14 protein-coding genes are annotated in these 18,622 nt (G+C 43.3%); 9 read left to right on the forward strand and 5 right to left on the reverse strand.

All coding sequences use genetic code 11. From position 1 onward, the window contains the following. Positions 1 to 5: 5 nt before the first annotated feature. On the reverse strand, positions 6 to 3,029 hold the full coding sequence (gene uvrA, locus CHRO_RS24810) for an excinuclease ABC subunit UvrA (protein WP_015156978.1): 3,024 nt from the start codon (positions 3,027 to 3,029) through the stop codon (positions 6 to 8). 150 nt (positions 3,030 to 3,179) lie between these two features. Here uvrA and CHRO_RS24815 point away from each other — a divergent pair, with 150 nt between their 5' ends. The 6 genes from CHRO_RS24815 to CHRO_RS24835 all read left to right on the forward strand — a co-directional run bounded on the left by CHRO_RS24815 (position 3,180) and on the right by CHRO_RS24835 (position 10,543). Then, positions 3,180 to 3,902, forward strand: coding sequence for a WecB/TagA/CpsF family glycosyltransferase (locus tag CHRO_RS24815; RefSeq protein ID WP_015156979.1), 723 nt, complete (start codon positions 3,180 to 3,182; stop codon positions 3,900 to 3,902). A gap of 20 nt (positions 3,903 to 3,922) precedes the next feature. Beyond that, on the forward strand, positions 3,923 to 4,996 hold the full coding sequence (locus CHRO_RS24820; RefSeq protein WP_015156980.1) for a glycosyltransferase family 39 protein: 1,074 nt from the start codon (positions 3,923 to 3,925) through the stop codon (positions 4,994 to 4,996). Further along, positions 4,978 to 5,487, forward strand: coding sequence for a hypothetical protein (locus tag CHRO_RS33560; protein WP_015156981.1), 510 nt, complete (start codon positions 4,978 to 4,980; stop codon positions 5,485 to 5,487). The genes CHRO_RS24820 and CHRO_RS33560 overlap by 19 nt, the downstream gene beginning before the upstream one ends. 175 nt (positions 5,488 to 5,662) lie before the next feature. Further along, positions 5,663 to 7,255, forward strand: coding sequence for a glycosyltransferase family 39 protein (locus CHRO_RS24825; protein WP_015156982.1), 1,593 nt, complete (start codon positions 5,663 to 5,665; stop codon positions 7,253 to 7,255). 47 nt (positions 7,256 to 7,302) lie between these two features. After that, a complete protein-coding gene (locus CHRO_RS24830; RefSeq protein ID WP_015156983.1) occupies positions 7,303 to 8,850 on the forward strand; it encodes a glycosyltransferase family 39 protein in 1,548 nt (515 codons plus the stop codon). A 115-nt stretch (positions 8,851 to 8,965) separates the two neighbouring features. Beyond that, the gene (locus tag CHRO_RS24835) at positions 8,966 to 10,543 is read left to right on the forward strand and encodes a DUF6798 domain-containing protein (RefSeq protein WP_015156984.1); all 1,578 of its coding nucleotides are present in this window, start codon (positions 8,966 to 8,968) and stop codon (positions 10,541 to 10,543) included. 29 nt (positions 10,544 to 10,572) lie between these two features. Here the strand turns inward: CHRO_RS24835 and CHRO_RS24840 are convergent, their stop codons facing one another. Further along, the gene (locus CHRO_RS24840; protein ID WP_015156985.1) at positions 10,573 to 11,262 is read right to left on the reverse strand and encodes a M15 family metallopeptidase; all 690 of its coding nucleotides are present in this window, start codon (positions 11,260 to 11,262) and stop codon (positions 10,573 to 10,575) included. Positions 11,263 to 11,373: 111 nt separating this feature from the next. Next, positions 11,374 to 12,540 carry a WD40 repeat domain-containing protein gene (locus CHRO_RS24845; protein WP_015156986.1) on the reverse strand — a complete coding sequence of 389 codons (1,167 nt, stop codon included), beginning with the start codon at positions 12,538 to 12,540 and terminating at the stop codon, positions 11,374 to 11,376. A gap of 719 nt (positions 12,541 to 13,259) precedes the next feature. Here CHRO_RS24845 and CHRO_RS30045 point away from each other — a divergent pair. Further along, positions 13,260 to 15,380, forward strand: coding sequence for a serine/threonine-protein kinase (locus CHRO_RS30045; RefSeq protein ID WP_015156987.1), 2,121 nt, complete (start codon positions 13,260 to 13,262; stop codon positions 15,378 to 15,380). Between the two features lie 40 nt (positions 15,381 to 15,420). Here CHRO_RS30045 and yidD read toward each other — a convergent pair whose 3' ends face one another. Beyond that, positions 15,421 to 15,666, reverse strand: coding sequence for a membrane protein insertion efficiency factor YidD (yidD, locus tag CHRO_RS24855; RefSeq protein WP_041463508.1), 246 nt, complete (start codon positions 15,664 to 15,666; stop codon positions 15,421 to 15,423). 186 nt (positions 15,667 to 15,852) lie between these two features. Here yidD and CHRO_RS24860 point away from each other — a divergent pair, with 186 nt between their 5' ends. Beyond that, complete coding sequence (locus tag CHRO_RS24860; protein ID WP_015156989.1) at positions 15,853 to 16,572, forward strand: diacylglycerol/polyprenol kinase family protein; 720 nt, start codon at positions 15,853 to 15,855, stop codon at positions 16,570 to 16,572. Positions 16,573 to 16,634: 62 nt separating this feature from the next. Here the strand turns inward: CHRO_RS24860 and CHRO_RS24865 are convergent, their stop codons facing one another. Then, complete coding sequence (locus CHRO_RS24865) at positions 16,635 to 17,828, reverse strand: NAD(P)/FAD-dependent oxidoreductase (protein ID WP_015156990.1); 1,194 nt, start codon at positions 17,826 to 17,828, stop codon at positions 16,635 to 16,637. 172 nt (positions 17,829 to 18,000) lie between these two features. Here CHRO_RS24865 and CHRO_RS24870 point away from each other — a divergent pair, with 172 nt between their 5' ends. Then, on the forward strand, positions 18,001 to 18,576 hold the full coding sequence (locus CHRO_RS24870) for a helix-turn-helix domain-containing protein (protein WP_015156991.1): 576 nt from the start codon (positions 18,001 to 18,003) through the stop codon (positions 18,574 to 18,576). Positions 18,577 to 18,622 lie beyond the last annotated feature (46 nt).

The following is an 18,622-nucleotide window of genomic DNA, read 5'->3' on the forward strand; positions in this document are numbered from 1 at the left end:
AACTTTTAACTTTTGACTTCCTTAACAGCCGGATATTGTTGCAACACCTGCTTTAAATATTGTCCCGTGTAAGAACGAGAATTTTTTGCTACTACTTCTGGCGTTCCGACAGCGATAATTTCTCCTCCCTTATCTCCTCCTTCTGGTCCCAAATCTATCAACCAATCGCTACAACGAATCACATCTAAGTTATGTTCGATGACAATAATAGAATTACCTTTGTCTACCAATCTTTGCAGAACATCGAGTAATTTATGCACGTCGTAAAATGATAAACCTGTCGTTGGTTCGTCAATTAAATACAGAGTTTTTCCAGTGGCGCGACGCGATAATTCTGAAGCAAGCTTAACCCGCTGTGCCTCTCCCCCCGATAATGTAGTTGCAGGTTGCCCCAAGTGCATATATCCCAAACCAACATCAAGTAAAGTTTGCAGTTTATTAAATGCTTTGGGAATATTTTGAAAGAAATCTACGCCCTCTTCTACAGTCATATTTAAAACATCGGCGATCGATTTATCTTTATACTTGACTTGGAGAGTTTCGCGGTTGTATCGCGCCCCTTTACAAATTTCACATTGCACGTAAACGTCGGGTAGAAAATTCATTTCAATCACGTTTACGCCTTGTCCGCCACAAGCTTCGCAGCGCCCTCCTTTGACGTTAAAGGAGAATTGCCCTGGTTTATAACCCCTAGCTTTTGCCTCGATAGTTTGGGAAAATACTTCTCGAATCGCATCGAAAACACCCGTGTATGTAGCTGGGTTAGAACGGGGAGTGCGTCCGATGGGAGATTGATCGATCACGATCGCTTTATCAACTGCATTTAAGCCCTTCATTTCCTCTAAGTCTTTCGGAAAGGGAACTTTGCGCGTTAGGTGGTGTTGTAAAGCTGGGTAGAGTAATTCGTTAATTAAGGTAGATTTGCCCGAACCGGATACTCCCGTAATCGAAACAAGTTTCCCCAAGGGAATTTCGACATCAATATTTTTCAGGTTGTTGCGATAGGCATTTTTAATAACTAACTCTCGTCCGTTTCCTTCCCGACGTTGGGCGGGAGTTTGAATCACTCGCCTTCCCGATAAATATGCCCCAGTTAAAGATTCCGGTGCAGCGAGTAAAGCTGGTAAATTCCCTTGGGCGACGATATTTCCCCCGTGGACTCCCGCCCCTACACCAATATCTACTAAATGATCGGCGGCGCGGATGGTTTCTTCATCGTGTTCGACGACAATTAATGTATTGCCCAAGTCTCGCAGTCTGGTTAAAGTTTGTAGCAAGCGCCCGTTATCCCTTTGGTGCAAGCCGATGCTGGGTTCGTCAAGGACGTAGAGTACTCCTGTCAAACCAGAACCGATTTGAGTGGCGAGGCGAATGCGTTGGGCTTCTCCCCCCGAAAGCGTCATGGCGGGACGGTCTAAGGTGAGGTAATCTAAACCGACATCAAGGAGAAATTGCAATCTGGCTTTGATTTCGCGCAACACCAAATCGGCAATTTGCATTTGGCGATCGCTCAGTGTAATACTACCAATTCTCTGATGGCATTCTCGAATTGAGACGCTGGTAAGATCGAGGATGTGATATTGTCCCAGACGCACGGCTAAGGCTTCCGGTTTCAACCGCTTGCCATGACATACAGGACAAGGTTGCTGGACGACATACTGTTCCAGCTTTTGCTTAATTAATTCAGAACTCGCTTCATCAAACTGGCGCTGGAGGATGGGGATAACCCCAGCGTAACGCCGATAATCTTTACGTTCTTCAATCCAAACGGGTTGGTCGCTACCGTATAAAATTGTCTGCTGCTGTTCTGAAGTTAGCTGGTTCCAGCGGGTTTGAATTTCAAATCCAAAAGCTTTCCCTAAGCTGTAGAGTAAAGACAGGTAGTAGGAGTTATCCTTTTCCGACCAAGGGGCGATCGCAGCATAGACTGATTGACTCGGATCGGGTACGACTAATTCAGGTGAGAAAGTTTGCATACTCCCCAAGCCGTGACAGTGAGGACAAGCCCCATAGGGAGAGTTGAAAGAAAACAGACGCGGCGATAACTCTTCCATTACCCCGCCGTGTTCGGGACAGGCGAAGTTTTCGGAAAATAATAATTCTTTCTCTCTACCTCTATCCTGGTCTTCTACTTGGTAGGAAGTCGCCCCTTCTGCTACTTTTGCCTGTAAAGTGGGATGAATTAATATATTACCTCCTCGCTCCTCGCTCCTCGCTCCTCGCCCCTCTTCCACATCCAACAAATCGATAACAGCAATCCCTTCCGAACGCCGCAGACAGGTGGTGAGGGAGTCAGTCAATCTCTCTTCCATCCCTGGCTTTTTAATCAAGCGGTCAATCACGACTTCAATATTGTGCGCTTGATTTTTATCCAATTCAATCGAATCGCTGAGTTCCCGCACTTCGCCATTAATGCGGACGCGGACGAATCCTTCCGAAGCCAGACTGGAGAGTAGTTTTTTGTGCGTCCCTTTTTTACCCCGCACGACGGGTGCTAAAATTTGAAATTTAGTTCTATCGGGTAATTCCATGATGCGATCGCACATTTCATCGATTGTCTGAGGCGCAATCGAGCGATCGCAGATCGGGCAATGCGGTTTACCCGCTCGTCCGTATAATAGACGCAGGTAGTCGTAGATTTCCGTTACCGTCCCCACCGTAGAACGGGGATTATGGGAAGTCGATTTTTGATCGATGGAAATTGCCGGACTCAAGCCTTCAATTGCTTCCACATCTGGCTTATCGACTTGCCCTAAAAATTGTCTTGCATAAGCACTGAGAGACTCTACGTAGCGCCGCTGTCCTTCAGCAAAGATAGTATCGAAGGCGAGGGAAGACTTACCGGAACCGGAAACCCCCGTAAACACGATCAGGCGATCGCGGGGTAGTTCTAAGCTAATATTTTTGAGATTATGCTGTCTCGCGCCGCGAATGCGGATGGTATTTTGGCTATTAGGGTTAGAAGTATCTGCATGATGCCCGTTTGCGGATTCAGTGACTTCAATCTTTGCATCGGGACGGTAATTCATGAGGGCAAGGCGAAAGAGTCCGTTGACGATTTTAACGATTTTCCGACTGTTTTTGCTATTCAGTTATCATCTGATTTCGCTTACTAGCCTCTCGTGCGTAAATAAGGTAGCCTTGCTAAAGAGTTTTTCGCGGGGGGTTAGGGTAAGGTTATGAGTGCGGTCATGAAGCCTTTTTCGGTCATGGGGCTACCAGTCCATCTCATCGATGATTATACGGCTTGGTTGCGATCGCGCATCGGGCAGCAACTCGGTACTCATGTCGTAACGCTTAATGCGGAAATGAGTATGCAAGCCGAACAGAACCCTGCTTTAAGCAATGCTATTCAGCAAGCAGAGTTGGTGATTCCCGATGGTGCGGGGGTAGTACTCTACCTAAAATTACTATTTCACCAACAGGTACAGCGATGTCCTGGGATTGAATTGGCAGAGTCTCTATTGCAGAATACGGAGGCGCGGGTATTTTTCTATGGTGGTGCGCCTGGAGTAGCAGCCAAAGCCGCCGAAACGTGGCGACAACAAGTCCCAGATATCAATATTGTTGGCACGCAACACGGATACATTTCCCCAGAAGAGGCGGAATTTCAGCAAACCCTCAGTCAACTCCAACCTCAATTGATTTTGGTAGGTTTGGGAGTGCCACGTCAAGAATTATGGATTGCGCAAAATCGTTATTTGTGTCCTAATGCGACTTGGATTGGTGTTGGTGGTAGCTTTGATATTTGGGCAGGAACGAAATCAAGAGCGCCTGCATGGTTGGCAAATAATAATTTGGAATGGCTTTACCGTCTCTATCAGGAACCCTGGCGCTGGCGGCGGATGCTGGCTTTACCTCAGTTTGCAGGTAAGGCAATTGTTTACCGCTTAACTCATTGATATCGACCTCAAGCAATTCTATGCGCGGTGTATTTCAATTGCAAAAATCTTATTTTAGTCAAAAGGCTATTTTTTCTCTATTTTCGCCTCAAAAGCTGCCATATACAGTTATTGGTTTTGGCATTTTGGTACGGCTAGTTCAATATCTATTTAATCGGTCTTTGTGGAATGACGAAGCCGCACTAGCGTTAAATATTATCAATCGCTCGTATTTAGAATTGCTCCAGCCTTTGGATTACAACCAAGGCGCACCCATTGGCTTTTTGGTGGTGGAAAAGTTAGCGGTGCAGGTATTTGGAAATAACGAATATGCTTTGAGATTATTTCCTTTTGTCAGCGCGATCGCAAGTTTATTTATTTTCTCCGAATTAGCTAAAAAATGCTTGCAATCTCGTCAGGCTGCGATTATCGCTCTTACTTTGTTTTCCACCGTACATATTTGGCTTCAGTTTGCTACAGAAACAAAACAATATTCTAGCGATGTGGCGATCGCAGTCATACTATATTTTATTTTAATTGGCATAGAACGACAGCAAATTAAACTAAGACAAATCTTAGAGTTTGGTGTTGTCGGCGCAATTGCCGTTTGGTTTTCTCACCCGGCTGTCTTTATCTTAGCTGGGATAGGAACGAGCTATTTATTTATAAGTTTATTTCAACAAAAATTTTTATTTAGTTTAAAGCTGTTAGCTATCTATGCTATCTGGACGTTTAGTTTTGGTCTTTCATATTTTATTTCATTACGCAATATAGCCAGCAATCAATCTTTATTTAAATCATGGGCGGGACGCGGTACATTTCCTACATCTATTTGGGATTTCGGCTGGTTATTTAATGCCTTTGTAGAATTTTTTCACATTCCGTTAGGACTTCCCGATATTTTTCTAGGAATTGCGATTCTGGCGTTCTTCTCTGGTTGTATCTCACTCTGGTTTCAAAATAGAGCTATTTTACTGACGTTGTTAGCTCCCATATTAGTAACTTTTTTCGCAGCTTATTTACAAAAATATCCATTTAGCGGTAGGCTAGTCATATTTTTAATTCCTTTTTTATCCTTTTCATTGCAGAAGGAACAGTGGCAATTCGACAGATAAGAGATCGTCGAGTTTTCCAGAAAGTCAGTACTCTGATTTTGATATTGCTTCTCGTTCCTCCCATAGGAACTGCTGCTTATCTCATCTTCGATCCCTATACTAAACAAGAAATTAAACCCGTTCTTAGTTACATGAGTAGTCATCAACAAACAGGTGATACTATTTATATTTACGAACGTGCTGAATATCAGTTCAAATATTATGCGAATTGGTATGGATATCAGGAAGGAGATTATATTTTAGGGATAGACGATCTCGATCGTCAAGATGGACAAGGTATTTCAGAAGCAGAATGGCAGCGATATACTAGCGATTTTGATAAGTTACGCGGTAAGCAAAGGGTGTGGATATTATTATCCCACTTGCGGCGCTGGGAAGATGAGCAAGAAAGAGTTTTAGCTTATCTGGATGGTATCGGTAAACGTGTTGATGCTTTTGAGAAGGAAGGATCTTTTGTATATTTATACGATCTTACATTAGCCAGCAAGTAGATATATTTTGTCGCGATCGCCTAAACGATAATCTAGTAAAATAATCCTATACCACTATTATTTATGAGAGATCGACAAATACGTACCATTAATATTTAAGCTCTGAAGAATAATTCAAAATTAATCTATAAATTTTGAATTTTGAATTTTGAATTTTGAATTGGAGCGAAGTGACATGACTAGATGGCAATTATTAATTATCAGCATTCTGGTTATCGGTATAATTTTTCGATTTCTCTATCTCGATCGCAAGGTTTATTGGTACGATGAAGTCTTCACTTCATTGCGTATTTTTGGCTACACGGAATCAGAAGTCATTCAACAAGTTTCTCGTCATCCTGTTGTCAGTTTAGAAGATTTACAACGGTATCAGCACGACGCTGGTAGAAATTTATTAGATACGATAAAATCTTTGGCTACGGAAGATTTTCAGCATCCACCACTGCATTATGCGATCGCTCATTTTTGGGTAAAATGGTTGGGCGATTCAATTGCTGCAATTAGAGGTTTATCGGCTCTAATTAGCGTGCTTGTCTTTCCTAGTATCTACTGGCTGTGTAGAGAATTATTTCCGTCACCCTCGGTTGCTTGGGTTTCTATGGCGTTAGTCGCAGTCTCGCCATTTCATGTTTTAATGGCTCAGGAAGCACGTCAGTATAGTTTGTGGACGGTGATAATTTTACTATCAAGTGCGTCTGTACTAAGCGCTATTCGTCTCAGCAGTAAACTAAGTTGGAGACTGTACGCAATTAGTCTCATTGTAGGATTATATACATTTTTATTTACTGGTTTAGTCGCGATCGCTCACGGACTATATTTATTTAGTTTGAAGACAAAGCTGCAATTTAGCAAAGCATTCTCTGCTTATTTTATCGCCTTTACTACCGCGATCGCAGCGTTTATCCCTTGGCTAGTTATTGTTGTCAGCAATTTTTCTGCAATTAACAGTAACGTCAACAAGGATGAAGCTATACCCCTACTCAGTTTAGTTAAAGCCTGGGTTTTCAACTTAAGTTATATTTTTTTTGATATTTGGGGACAGTCAAGTTTAGAATCTAGATTCGCTCTCACGCATCTTATCGTTTTACCATTCTTATTTCTGACAGGATACTCTCTCTATTTTCTGTATCGGACAACAACCAAACAAGTCTCATTATTTATTCTATTGTCGATCGCAATACCAACTATACCCCTAATTTTACCAGATTTGATTTTAGGCGGACAGCGATCGCTGACGATGCGCTATCTTATTCCGACTTATTTAGGGATTCAAATTGCTGTTGCTTATTTGCTAGCTACTAAACTCTCGTCAAGCGGTGTCAAACAGCAAAAATTTTGGCGGTTGCTAACACTCGTGATATTAACTTCTGGTATTCTATCCTGTGTAGTCAGCGCTCGAACGGAGACTTGGTGGACTAAAGGTAATAGTGCTGAAAATCCTCAAGTTGCTCAAATAATAAATGAGGCAAATCGTCCATTGGTAATTAGCGATACTAAGATTGGCAGAATTATCTCTTTAAGCTATTTACTAGAACCAAAGGTTCAATTTCAGCTCAAACCTAAATGCCATACTTGCCAACTCGATTTTACAGCAAATCTATCCTTTAATTCCGGGATTTCTACGAACTACAGTGACATATTTGTGTACAAGCCTTCAGATGATATGTTAAACAATTTTAACCAAATACAGAATTATACAACAAAACTGGTTTACGAACCCGCCCGTCTCTGGAAGTTGAGCCAAGATAAATCAATTTCCCTAAATTAGGTATAGCAATTACTGTTGCGATCGCAACTCTATATTTATCCAAATTTATGCAAACTACTATAAAGCAATTTAAAAAGCTTCAACCCAGCAAATTTACTGCTTTCACTCTAAACAGAATATCATTCGTCATTATCGGCTTTGGTATCCTAGTCAGGCTAGTTCAATATCTATTTAATCGTTCTTTATGGAATGACGAAGCCGCACTAGCGTTAAATATTGTCAATCGCTCGTATTTAGAATTGCTCCAGCCTTTAGATTACAACCAAGGCGCACCCCTTGGCTTTTTAATGGTGGAAAAGTTAGCAGTTCAGTTATTTGGTAATAACGAGTATGCTTTAAGACTCTTTCCTTTAGTTTCTAGTATTGCTTCTTTATTCTTATTTTACCATTTGGCAAAAAGATGTTTGCAAAAACCAGCTATCCCCATTGCCTTAACTCTTTTTGTTGGTTTAGAGTATTTGCTTTACTTTGCTTCTGAAGTCAAACAGTATTCAACTGATGTAGCCGTCGCCATACTTGGCGCTACAATTGGAGTATCTTTGAATCGGAAAAAGATCGAGCCTTTTCAACTAATAGCATATGCAATAGGAGGTGCGATCGCAGTTTGGTTTTCCCATCCAGCAATTTTTGTTTTGGCAGGCGTAGGAATATATCATGTATTAGCTGGGTGGCAGCAAAAAAATAGAGAAAAGTTAATTATAGTATTGGCAGTAACTTCGATTTGGTTGATAAGCTTTGCTAGCTTATATTTTTTATCTTTGAGAAATCTCGGTGAAAGTGCATATTTATTGCGATCGTGGACAAACAAGTATGCTTTTCCTACCTCAATATTTGATATTAACTGGTCGTATTTAAGATATATCAAATTGTTCAAAGATCCTTTAGGTTTTTCCGAACCTTTGGTTATTGTTCCACGGTTAGTTTGTCTAGCTGGATTTATCTCCCTCTGGTATCGGAAAAGAGAAATCCTATTTATTCTAATTTCTCCTTTCTTAGTGACGTTGCTTGCAGGTTATCTACAAAAATATCCTTTTCACAGTCGCTTAGTTGTCTTTTTAACTCCCTTTTTTATTTTAGGAATTGCAGAGGGAAGCTATTTCATTTGGCAGAAAACTTGTAGAAATAAATTGACTGCTATTATCGGTATGTTAATTATCAGCTTGCTGCTTGCTGTTCCTATAGCCAATGCTACCCATCGTCTAGTACAGCCACAAACGAAACAAGAAATCAAGCAAGTTATGAGTTACGTAAAAACTCATCAACAGCCAGGAGATATTTTATACATTTATCAAAGAGCTGAATATCAATTTAGATATTATGCTGCAAAATATGGCTACCGTGAGGGTGATTACATTATGGGAATAGACGATCTCGATGAATATGATGGGAAGGGAATGTCAGAACAAGAATGGCAAAGATATCAAAATGATTTCGACCAACTGCGTGGGAAGAGAAGGGTGTGGGTCATATTATCTCACATTACTCACGTTCCAAATGAGCAGCAAAGAATTTTAACTTATTTAGATAGTATGGGTCAAAAAATTGATGTTTTTACAGTTCCCGGTTCGTTTGCGTACTTATATGATTTTTCTTAAAAGATGATAGAGGTACACATATTTGTAGTAGGGGCGCACATCTGTGCGCCCCTACAGATGTATTGTATCTATATGGAAACCGCTATAAACAGATAACGCCCGGTTAAGAATACAAATGAAAATCAATCTAATTCCCTGGAAAAAAAAGTTTCTGTCAATAAGTCAGTTTTTACTTATTGCTTTTGTCTTTGGAATTTCATACACTCAAAGACCTTTATACTACGACAATCAAACAACTAAATTTTTTCATGGACTAGCACAAGCTGGCTATGGTTTTTTGGAAAATGATTGGTTTGCAAGCACTATCGATCCTTTACCAGCTTTTACTTTTTTAGTTAAGATAACTCATTTATATTTAAATGAATATGCTTTTTATCTTTATTATATAATTATTTTTGGCGTATACATTTACAGTTTGACTGGAATTGTTTCATTTATTTTCCCAATTGGCATCAACTCTAGAAAAAACGTAGATGCTAAAGTCAATAGCGATCGCCTAAAATATTTAGTTTTTTTTGCTGTACTAATCGTCCTCCATTCGATCAATATTCAAATTAAAGCTCTCGATTTAGATACGGCTTTAAATATTCATTATGGAGTTGCAGAACAATACGTTCTCGGACCTTACTTTCAACCGAGTAATTTTGGTGTTTTTATCATTTTCTCGATTTATCGGTTTCTCCACCGAAATTATTTCTTAGCTGTAGCTTGTCTAGCTATAGCAGCTACTTTTCATCCCACATATCTTATGGGTGCAGCAATTATTTGCTTGACTTACTTAATTATTATCTATAAAAATGAACGTAGTTTGATTAAAGTCATATCAGTTGGAGGCGTAGCAACTCTATTATTACTACCAGTATTTAGTTATATGTATTTTCAGTTCAGACCAACCACCGCTGAACTGTGGGCAAAATCTCAATATATCATCGTCCAATTGAGAATCCCTCACCATTCTATCCCTCAAATCTTTTTAAGTAAACCTTCGGCTTATTTACAAATTCTTTTAGTTGTTATAGCACTGTATTTAATTAGAAAAACTAAAGTTTTTGCGACTCTATTTATTCCTTTCTTAATTATTGTTACTTTAACTATTATTCAAATATTCTACCCCAATAACACAATAGCTTTTGTTGCTCCTTGGCGACTGTCTGCGGTTTTAGTACCGATCGCCACTAGTATTATAGTTGCTTGGCTCGTATCTTACTTATTCGATCGCTACTTTCAAGTAAAACACAAACGCTCGGTGATGGCGGCGAGTTTAGCTACAATATCTATGGTTTTTGTGCTTGGCTTGTACAATCAAGGACAAATGTTTGTAGAACAAGATAGAAGCGTTCCAATGTTGAATTATGTCAAAAAAACAACGCAACAAGAAGATCTCTATCTAGTCCCAAATAAAAATAAAGAGTTACGCAAATTTAGAGTTTATACAGGCGCTCCCATTCTGGTTAACTTTAAATCACATCCCTACAAAGATGTCGAAGTTTTAGAGTGGTATGAAAGAAATTTAGCCGCACAAGCATTTTATGAATCGCCAAGCGATCGCCAGTGCGACATTTTAAAACAACTCGTAGCCGATTATCAAATTAACAAAGTCGTCACCGAAAGCCAAAATTTCAATGCTAGTTGCACCTTCTTAGCTCAACTCTACAAAGACGATCGCTATGGGGTTTATCAGCTTAAAAAGTGAGTCGTGTAGAGGCGTTACGTGTAACGTCTCTACACGATACCACCATACTGAGCTACAGGGCGATCGCTCAGCCATGCCCACATTTGATCGCCGAAGGAAAAATGCCACCATTCCCCAGGATGGCGCGTAAACTCAGCTTTGAGCATGATATCTTGCAATAACTGGCGGCGCTCGTGATATTCCTGCTCTACAGGATCGGCGCTATTTGCGAAATAATCGGGCTGCGATCGCGCTGACATCTCATCAATCGGAGAACCCATATTTACTGTCATTCCAGCCGCATCTACCAAGGTAATATCGACTGCTGCACCCGTACTGTGAGGTGGGGGAGTCTTGGGATCGGTGCTAGGAATTGCCCAAATTTGATACACTTGCTGCCATAAAGCCTGTTGTCGGTCGGGAGATAATTGTTCTACCGTCAGTCCTTCTGCTTGCAAAACGAGGCTGAAGGCATAATCTACCATAAATCGTTGAACGGCAATTGGACGATAGGCATCGAAAATCTGAATGCGCCACTGGGGATGAGATTGTTGAAGATAGGTTTGGGCTTGCAGTAGGCGATTCAGTACGCCTTGTCGAAGATGATAAGGCGATCGCCCTTGATAAGGCGCACCTAGTAATTGGTAGGGATGGGGTGACTCTACAGCAAACTTTTCTAAAGGAATTTCTACTAGCGGTTCCCCACACTCTGTAATTTGAATCTGTTGGTAAGGTTTCATTTATTCAGTTATCAGTTATCAGTGTAGAGACGTTACATGTAACATCTCTACAAAGCTATCAGTTATCTGTCTCCTGGATTTTGACTTTTAACTTTTAACTTTTGACTTTATTTAAGATTTTTCTCGCCAAATTTTAATCGTTCTATCCTTGCTACCGCTAGCGAAATGTCCTCTGGGGCTGAAGGTAACGCACGTGACTCCAGCTGAATGATCTGATAAGCTGCGCAGTAATTCTCCATTGGCAGGATTCCACAATTTAATCGTTTTGTCTCCACTGGCGCTGGCGAGGGTGTCGCCATCCGCGCTAAAAGACAGCGACGTGACTTCTTTTTTGTGGGCTTTGATAGTTTCTTGTAACTTACCGCTTTCAACTCGCCATAGAATCATTTGCCCGTTATTGCTACCACTGGCAAGAGTTTCGCCATCGGGACTAAAGGCGATCGCGTAGACTGGACGTTTGTGTCCGGTAAAAGTACGAATCAGTTCGCCACTCTCGACATCCCAGAGTTGGACGCTATTGAAAAAAGTGCTGCTAGCTAGGGTTTTGCCATCGGGACTAAAGGCGATCGCCGTAACTCCACTGCCTTCGCTGATGACGCGCGCGGCTTTGCCAGTTCTGAGGTTCCATAACCTCACGGTGTTATCTCCACTTCCACTTGCCAAGAGTTTTCCATTCGGGCTAAACGCTACCGAACTTACCCAATCTTTATGTCCTACAAAGGTACGAATTAATCTTCTATGCCGTAAATTCCACACCTTGACTGTTCTATCCCCACTCCCACTAGCAAGAATCGTTTTTTGTCCGGTTTTGTCGGGCATAAACGCGAGAGAACTCACCCAATCTCTGTGTGCTATATAAGTTTGCAATAATCTTTTCCCTGCCAAATACCAGACTTTGATCGTCCGATCTCCACCGCTACTTGCAATCATCTGGCTGTTCGGGCTGAACGCTACTGAATAAACTGCCCGTCGATGCCCACCGCTAATCGTATCGACTTGAAATTTTCCCTGCCACAGACGAGTTAGGAGTAATGGTAGTTGGTAATTGGTAATTGGTAATTGGTAATTGGTAATTGGGTGGTGAGTGGTGAGTGGTGCGTGAGAAGAGGCGAGAGGCAAGAGGTGAGAGGCGAGAGGTTTCTCCCTCAGCCTCCCCAGTTCCCTCAGCTCCCTCAGCTCTCTTCCTCCCTGCTCCCTGCTCTCTGCTCCCTGATAGCTGACAACTAACAACTGACAGGCGATCGCAATAGCAATGGAAACTAAAGACTGAGGTGGCATAGATGAAGCTGGAGTGATACTGGCTGTATTATTGCTAACCTAGAAATAGTTTTTGGACTAATCGCTCTCTTTTTTGAGTAAAAATCCTCAGAGGCTAGACAAAGTGAACGGACTGAACTACCTTTTTACTAGGAATAGAGTTACTAGGGATAAATTTACCAAAGATAAACGCAATTGCTTGTAGCTGCCAAGTTTAAATTGGGGGCAGGCAAATTTTGAATTCCTGACAATCTTTCATTGAATTCCTGACATCATACAGCCAGTTCATTATTAACAGTTTTTTTGAGAATTGTGCTGTCAAAAAGCAAAGCACAAACTAGTGCAAGCAGGCAGGAGGAAGAAAAGCAGAACCTTTACAACGTAAAATGATGGCGTTTTCTTCACTACATAGTCTCGTTGACTACACTGCGGTAGAAAAGCTGCTATTACCAATTTTGAGGGTGTTGTAGGAACTTTATTTTTGGAGTTGAGATTTTGAATTTTAGCTTTGTTTTCAGGAACTCACGTACTTGAAATAACATCTTTGTGAGAAAGCAGGAAATTTATTAAACTTTTAGTAATTAAATTTTGGCTACTGCTCGTTCTCAGCAAGCTCTGAGGACTTACACTATTTGAGATCGCTCAAAATTAATTTAAAAAATACGTAATTATTACTGTAGGAGTAAGTGGATAGTTTGTAAATATTGTAACATTATCTTAATTTTCTGGGAATTCAGGTGATGAGAGGCAAGTTGCTAGGCGGGCGTTACCAAGTTGTAGAAGTTTTAGCCAATGGTGGTTTTGGTCAAACATACGTAGCCCAAGACATGCATCGACCAGGAAATCCTCGATGTGTCGTTAAGCACCTCCAGCCTGCTAGCGTCAACTCTAAATTTTTGCACAATGCCAGGCGGTTGTTTCAAACAGAAGCAGAAATTTTAGAGCAACTCGGCAATCACGACCAGATTCCTCGGTTACTAGCTTATTTTGAAGAACACCAAGAGTTTTATCTCGTTCAAGAGTTCATTCAAGGACATACTCTTACCAAAGAATTACTTCCAGGCGATCGCTGGGAAGAAAGTAAAGTCTACCAACTGCTACAAGAAGTCCTAGAAATATTGGTTTTCGTCCACGCTCACGCAGCAATTCATCGTGATATTAAACCTGACAATCTCATCCGGCGAATTGCAGATGGCAAGTTAGTCTTAGTAGATTTTGGTTCAGTCAAACAGGTTTGGACGCAGGTGTTTACGCGAACCGGGCAACAGGAAAATAGCCCGCCAGCCACGATCGCGATCGGGACTCCTGGTTACATGCCCACAGAACAAGGTCAAGGTAGACCTCAACCCAATAGCGATATTTATGCCCTCGGCACGATCGCCATTCAAGCTCTCACAGGGATGAATCCTTCCCAGTTAGCAGAACAGTCAGACACTGGCGAAATTGAGTGGCGACAACATGCCAAAGTCAGCGAGGGACTGGGGGCAGTCATCGCCAAGATGGTGCGCTACAACAGCAAAAATCGCTATCAAACAGCGGTAGCTGCTTTGGTTGCCCTGCGCCAACTCGCCAATTTTCCCACATTACTGCAACCAGTTATAGGAATTCAACCGCCACCTGCATCTCACTTCAACCAGTCGAACGTCGAGAAATATCTGACTCTGGTTGGCACACCTAAAGGCATAGAGCGTGAAGTGAAAACCGAGCTGCCTGAAAATCATGCCGAGACTCATACTGTGACGATGGCAGGACTCGACACGAACCCAACTACCGAGGTTGCCACCCAAGCAATACCAGTTCTAGAACGGATACCCGACCCGCCCGCTATCGCATTAGTAAACCCCGATCGGTCAACTCCTGCTAAAGCCTCCAGAACGCGACAGCGCTATCCCCTCCGCGTGGGAGCAGCACTCACGGCTGTCTTAGCAAGCGTAGCAGCGATGTACGTAACGAATTGGCATCCAGTCGCAGATCCAGAGCAAACTCTGGAGCAGATGAACGCGCTCAAAACTGCGAGAAAATACCAAGAGTGCATCGATCTAGCATCGACTCACAGTAGTACCAACGCCAAACTTCAAGCCGGACTTCAACAGTGTCGCCTCGCCCAGGCACAGCAGCTAGCTGCCACCGATCTATCGGCTGCGATCGCCCTAAGCAGTCAAATTCCCAGCACCGATCCGCTTTATCCCTTAGCTAAACCTTCGATCGCGCAGTGGACGAACCGTTTATTAGAAAAAGCGAAAACCGATTACGAAGCAGGAAACTTACCACAGGCGATCGCCTTAGTTAAAGCAATTCCCATCACTAACCCCGTCTATCAAACAGCCCAAACTGCAATTGCCCAATGGCAGCGAGACTGGCAAAACAACCGCGCCGCTTGGGAGGCAGCAAAAAGCGCCGCCGCTGTGGGTAAGTGGCAAGATGTCCTCCAAGCTACCAGAAAAGTTACTATTCATCCCTACTGGCAACAGCAGATCGCTCCTCTTGCCCAACAAGCAGCCATTAAAATTGCTTTAGCGTCCAATACCGCTATCCCACCGCAACAGTCTAGAGCGGCAACAAAACCGCCCCAATCGCGAACGCAGCCCGTCGTAACTCCATCTAGACCCAAAACTACCGATCGCCCCCGCAGCCGCCCCAACCGCTCTAGAACCGCGATCGCAACTCCTACCTCCCGTCCTCAATCGAGGATAAGACAAACGACTGTGAGACGAACAACTGTAAGGCGATTGCAACCCATCTCTAGACGAGTCAAACCCGCGATCGCCAGACGCACCAACCGCCCAATCCGCAGACGCGCCCGTTTTCCAGTCGGAAACACCAGAAGTTTATACAACTGGCAAACAAAAACCGTGCCTTAATCAAGTCGTAAGTCGTAAGTGACTGATAATTGGTCACTGGTCACTGGTCACTGGTCGCTGATAACTGCTCCCTCCCTGCTGGTACAGGATCGTAGCCGCCTGGATGCCAGGGATGACAGCGTAAGATGCGTCGCACTGCCAAAATTCCACCCCGCCAAGCGCCAAAACGTTCGATCGCTTCTATGGCGTAAGTAGAACAGGTAGGATGAAACCGACACGATGGCAGCAATAGAGGAGAAATTAACATTCGATAGCCCCGAATTAACCAAATTAATCCGATCTTCAACATCGATAATTTCCTCCAATGTTATTGGTCATTGGTCATTTGTAACCAGCAAGCAGTTATCAGCGATCGGTGACCAGTGACCAGCGATCGGTCAATTGCGACTTCTGACTTCTGACTTCTGACTTTTGACTTCTGACTTCTCCTTGTGTATCCCAAATCTACTACATTTGATATGTAGTAGCTTTTATGACTGTTTTGATTGAGTCTTTGATGGCTGATTTTCCGCTACTGGCTCGAATTCCTACTCTCTGGCTACAGATAGCGGTGGTAGGAGTTTGGCTCGGAATTGTTCTGGCGATCGCAGGTGCAGTTAGCCGTTTCGCAAATAGCGATCCCGAAATTGTGCGGAAAATCGTTCACATTGGTACTGGCAATGTCATTTTATTCGCTTGGTTATTAAATATTCCCGCCTGGGTAGGGATTGGCGCATCAGTATTAGCAGGTATTGCGACTTTATTATCCTATCGCTTGCCACTTCTACCAGGAATCAACAGTATCGGACGCAAGAGCTTAGGGACGTTTTTCTACGCTGTAAGCATCGGCGTTTTGGTCGCTTGGTTTTGGGCAGTACAGAAACCCTACTTCGCTGCCTTGGGCATACTCATCATGACTTGGGGTGATGGACTCGCAGCTTTAATCGGACAGCGTTACGGAAAGCACGTCTACACGGTCGGAGGTGTGAAAAAAAGCTGGGAAGGCTCTTTGACTATGGCTGTAGTCAGCTACATTGTGAGTAGCTCCATTCTCGTAGCCGTACATGGTAATTCTTCGTTAGTTTGGCTCGTGGCTTTTGTAGTTGCTTTGGTAGCTACAGGTCTAGAAGCTTTTTCTTGGTACGGCATTGATAATTTATCTGTACCCATAGCTAGCGCCGGGTTGGGATTTCTCCTGACTCAGTTGTTGTAAGAACAGCTATCAGTTATCAGTGGCTGGTGGCTAGTGGAACCAGAATTGCTCCCTCAGCTCCCTCAGCTCTCTTCTAGTCCCTGCAAAAACGGGCGGGTAATCCAATTGATGCCCACCTTAATTTGATGATCTAGAGTTGGCAGTCGATATAAATAAGCCAGACGACGGGCGATCGCGGCGAGAGGACCCTCTAGCTTAATTCCCAAACCCGTAAGCGTGGCACTGTCAATCCCTAGAGTCATCATTTCCCCTAAATTCTGATAGCGGAAGGGAAGTAAAGGACGGTGGGTCAAGGAAGCCCAAATATTCCAAGCAGCGTAGTCTGCCTGTTGTACGGCAGCTTGGGCAGTACCGGGAACTTGTTGCTCTGCGGCATCGCGACATTCAGCTAAGTCACCCAAAGCAAAAATTTCGGGACGATCTATGACTTGCAATGTCGATGTCGCCGTGAGTTGTCCGCGTTGGTTTTGTTTGAGCGGCAGCGATCGCACGATTGGCGCAACTCGCGTGCCTATCGTCCAAACGACAATATCTACAGGAATAATATCGACTTGATTTTTATATTCCAGGGCGATCGCATTTGGTTCGATTGACTCGACTTTGGTTTCGAGATCGAGCCAAATCCCTCTTTTTTCCAATGCTTTTGTGGCTGCTTCGCGGTTGAATTCTGGGGAGGTTCTGAGAATTTGGTCGCTCAGTTCTACTAATCGGAAGCGTCCTCTTTCACCAAGACGATCTGCCAGCTTACACGCCAATTCTACTCCGCTATATCCTCCCCCTACAATTGCCACGCGAATTTTATCTGCTGTAGATGCTTCAAGTAACCGCAGCCTTTCTTCCATGCGGTAGGCATCGGCAAGGGTACGGAAGGGGAAAGCATAGGAGGATGCCCCAGGAACCATATCTAGAGGCGTTTCACCACCTAAAGCTAGTACTAGGCGATCGTAGGGAATTTCGATTCCATCTTGCAGCCGAACTCGCTGTTCGTAAATATCGATTTCTGCTGCTTCACCCTGGCAGAAGCGAATCCCAGTTGAGGCGAGGAGTTCGACAAACGGCGGGGCAATTTCCCAAGTTTGCAATTCACCCGTGAGCAATTCGTACAACAAGGGCGAAAATAAGAAGCGATCGCTGCGATCGATTAGGACAATTTCTGGTTTTTCCGATTCCCAAGGTAATTGGCTCAGGCGTAGTGCCGTATATAAACCGCCAAAGCCGCCACCGAGAATACAAATACGTGCGGGTTGTTGGGACATAATTCTGAGGGGCGATCGAATTGCAAGTAGGGCTACTCTCTTCACTCTAACAAAGCAATTACAAATTCCTGCTCTTGCTGCGGGGGTTAATTTGAGTTACTGCAACTTCGGCATTGGCGAATTGCTGCTGTAATCTCCTAGAGTAAAAAATACAATCGTACTGCTACTATAGATGACCCGCCAGCCTTCCCCTCCAGCAATCGGGGCGATCGTTAAATCTATCCGCAAACGCCGTAATTTGACTCTGGAACAACTCGCTCAACGCTCTCATGTCTCTAAGTCGATGCTGTCGCAGATCGAACGAGAGTTAACAAATCCGACGATCGCCACTTTATGGAGTCTCGCCCATGCCTTGGATGTCAGTATTACCGAGTTAGTCAGTCAAGCGCATGTGGAAACCGCGATCGCGCCTACGAAAATTGAGGTGATGCGATCGCACCATACCCCCACAATCGCCAGCCAAGATAGTAAGTGTAAGTTACGAATTTTAAGCCCGATCTCATCTGCTGGTGCTACTGAGTGGTACGAACTGGTGATGCAACCCAATGCCTGTTTGGAGAGCGAACCACACGCCTCCGGTAGTTACGAGCATTTAACTGTTTTGCGCGGAAATTTGCTAGTTAAAAGCAGTACATGCGAGCAAACTCTAAACGCAGGCGATACAGCGAGATATCCTGCGGATCTTCATCACCAGATTCAAAATATTGGCGCGGAGGAAGCACGGGCATTACTCGTTTATGTTTTATAGCTCCAGTCGCAGTAGAACAGGACGAAATTCAATATATTGAAATTAT

The sequence above is a fragment of the Chroococcidiopsis thermalis PCC 7203 genome (assembly GCF_000317125.1).
Taxonomy (GTDB): domain Bacteria; phylum Cyanobacteriota; class Cyanobacteriia; order Cyanobacteriales; family Chroococcidiopsidaceae; genus Chroococcidiopsis; species Chroococcidiopsis thermalis.

Coding starts and splice junctions, on each gene's coding strand:
- uvrA (WP_015156978.1), bottom strand. CDS start 3,029: ATGAATTACCGTCCCGATGCAAAGATTGAAGTCACTGAATCCGCAAAC.
- CHRO_RS24815 (WP_015156979.1), top strand. CDS start 3,180: ATGAGTGCGGTCATGAAGCCTTTTTCGGTCATGGGGCTACCAGTCCAT.
- CHRO_RS24820 (WP_015156980.1), top strand. CDS start 3,923: ATGCGCGGTGTATTTCAATTGCAAAAATCTTATTTTAGTCAAAAGGCT.
- CHRO_RS24825 (WP_015156982.1), top strand. CDS start 5,663: ATGACTAGATGGCAATTATTAATTATCAGCATTCTGGTTATCGGTATA.
- CHRO_RS24830 (WP_015156983.1), top strand. CDS start 7,303: ATGCAAACTACTATAAAGCAATTTAAAAAGCTTCAACCCAGCAAATTT.
- CHRO_RS24835 (WP_015156984.1), top strand. CDS start 8,966: ATGAAAATCAATCTAATTCCCTGGAAAAAAAAGTTTCTGTCAATAAGT.
- CHRO_RS24840 (WP_015156985.1), bottom strand. CDS start 11,262: ATGAAACCTTACCAACAGATTCAAATTACAGAGTGTGGGGAACCGCTA.
- CHRO_RS24845 (WP_015156986.1), bottom strand. CDS start 12,540: ATGCCACCTCAGTCTTTAGTTTCCATTGCTATTGCGATCGCCTGTCAG.
- CHRO_RS30045 (WP_015156987.1), top strand. CDS start 13,260: ATGAGAGGCAAGTTGCTAGGCGGGCGTTACCAAGTTGTAGAAGTTTTA.
- CHRO_RS24860 (WP_015156989.1), top strand. CDS start 15,853: ATGACTGTTTTGATTGAGTCTTTGATGGCTGATTTTCCGCTACTGGCT.
- CHRO_RS24865 (WP_015156990.1), bottom strand. CDS start 17,828: ATGTCCCAACAACCCGCACGTATTTGTATTCTCGGTGGCGGCTTTGGC.
- CHRO_RS24870 (WP_015156991.1), top strand. CDS start 18,001: ATGACCCGCCAGCCTTCCCCTCCAGCAATCGGGGCGATCGTTAAATCT.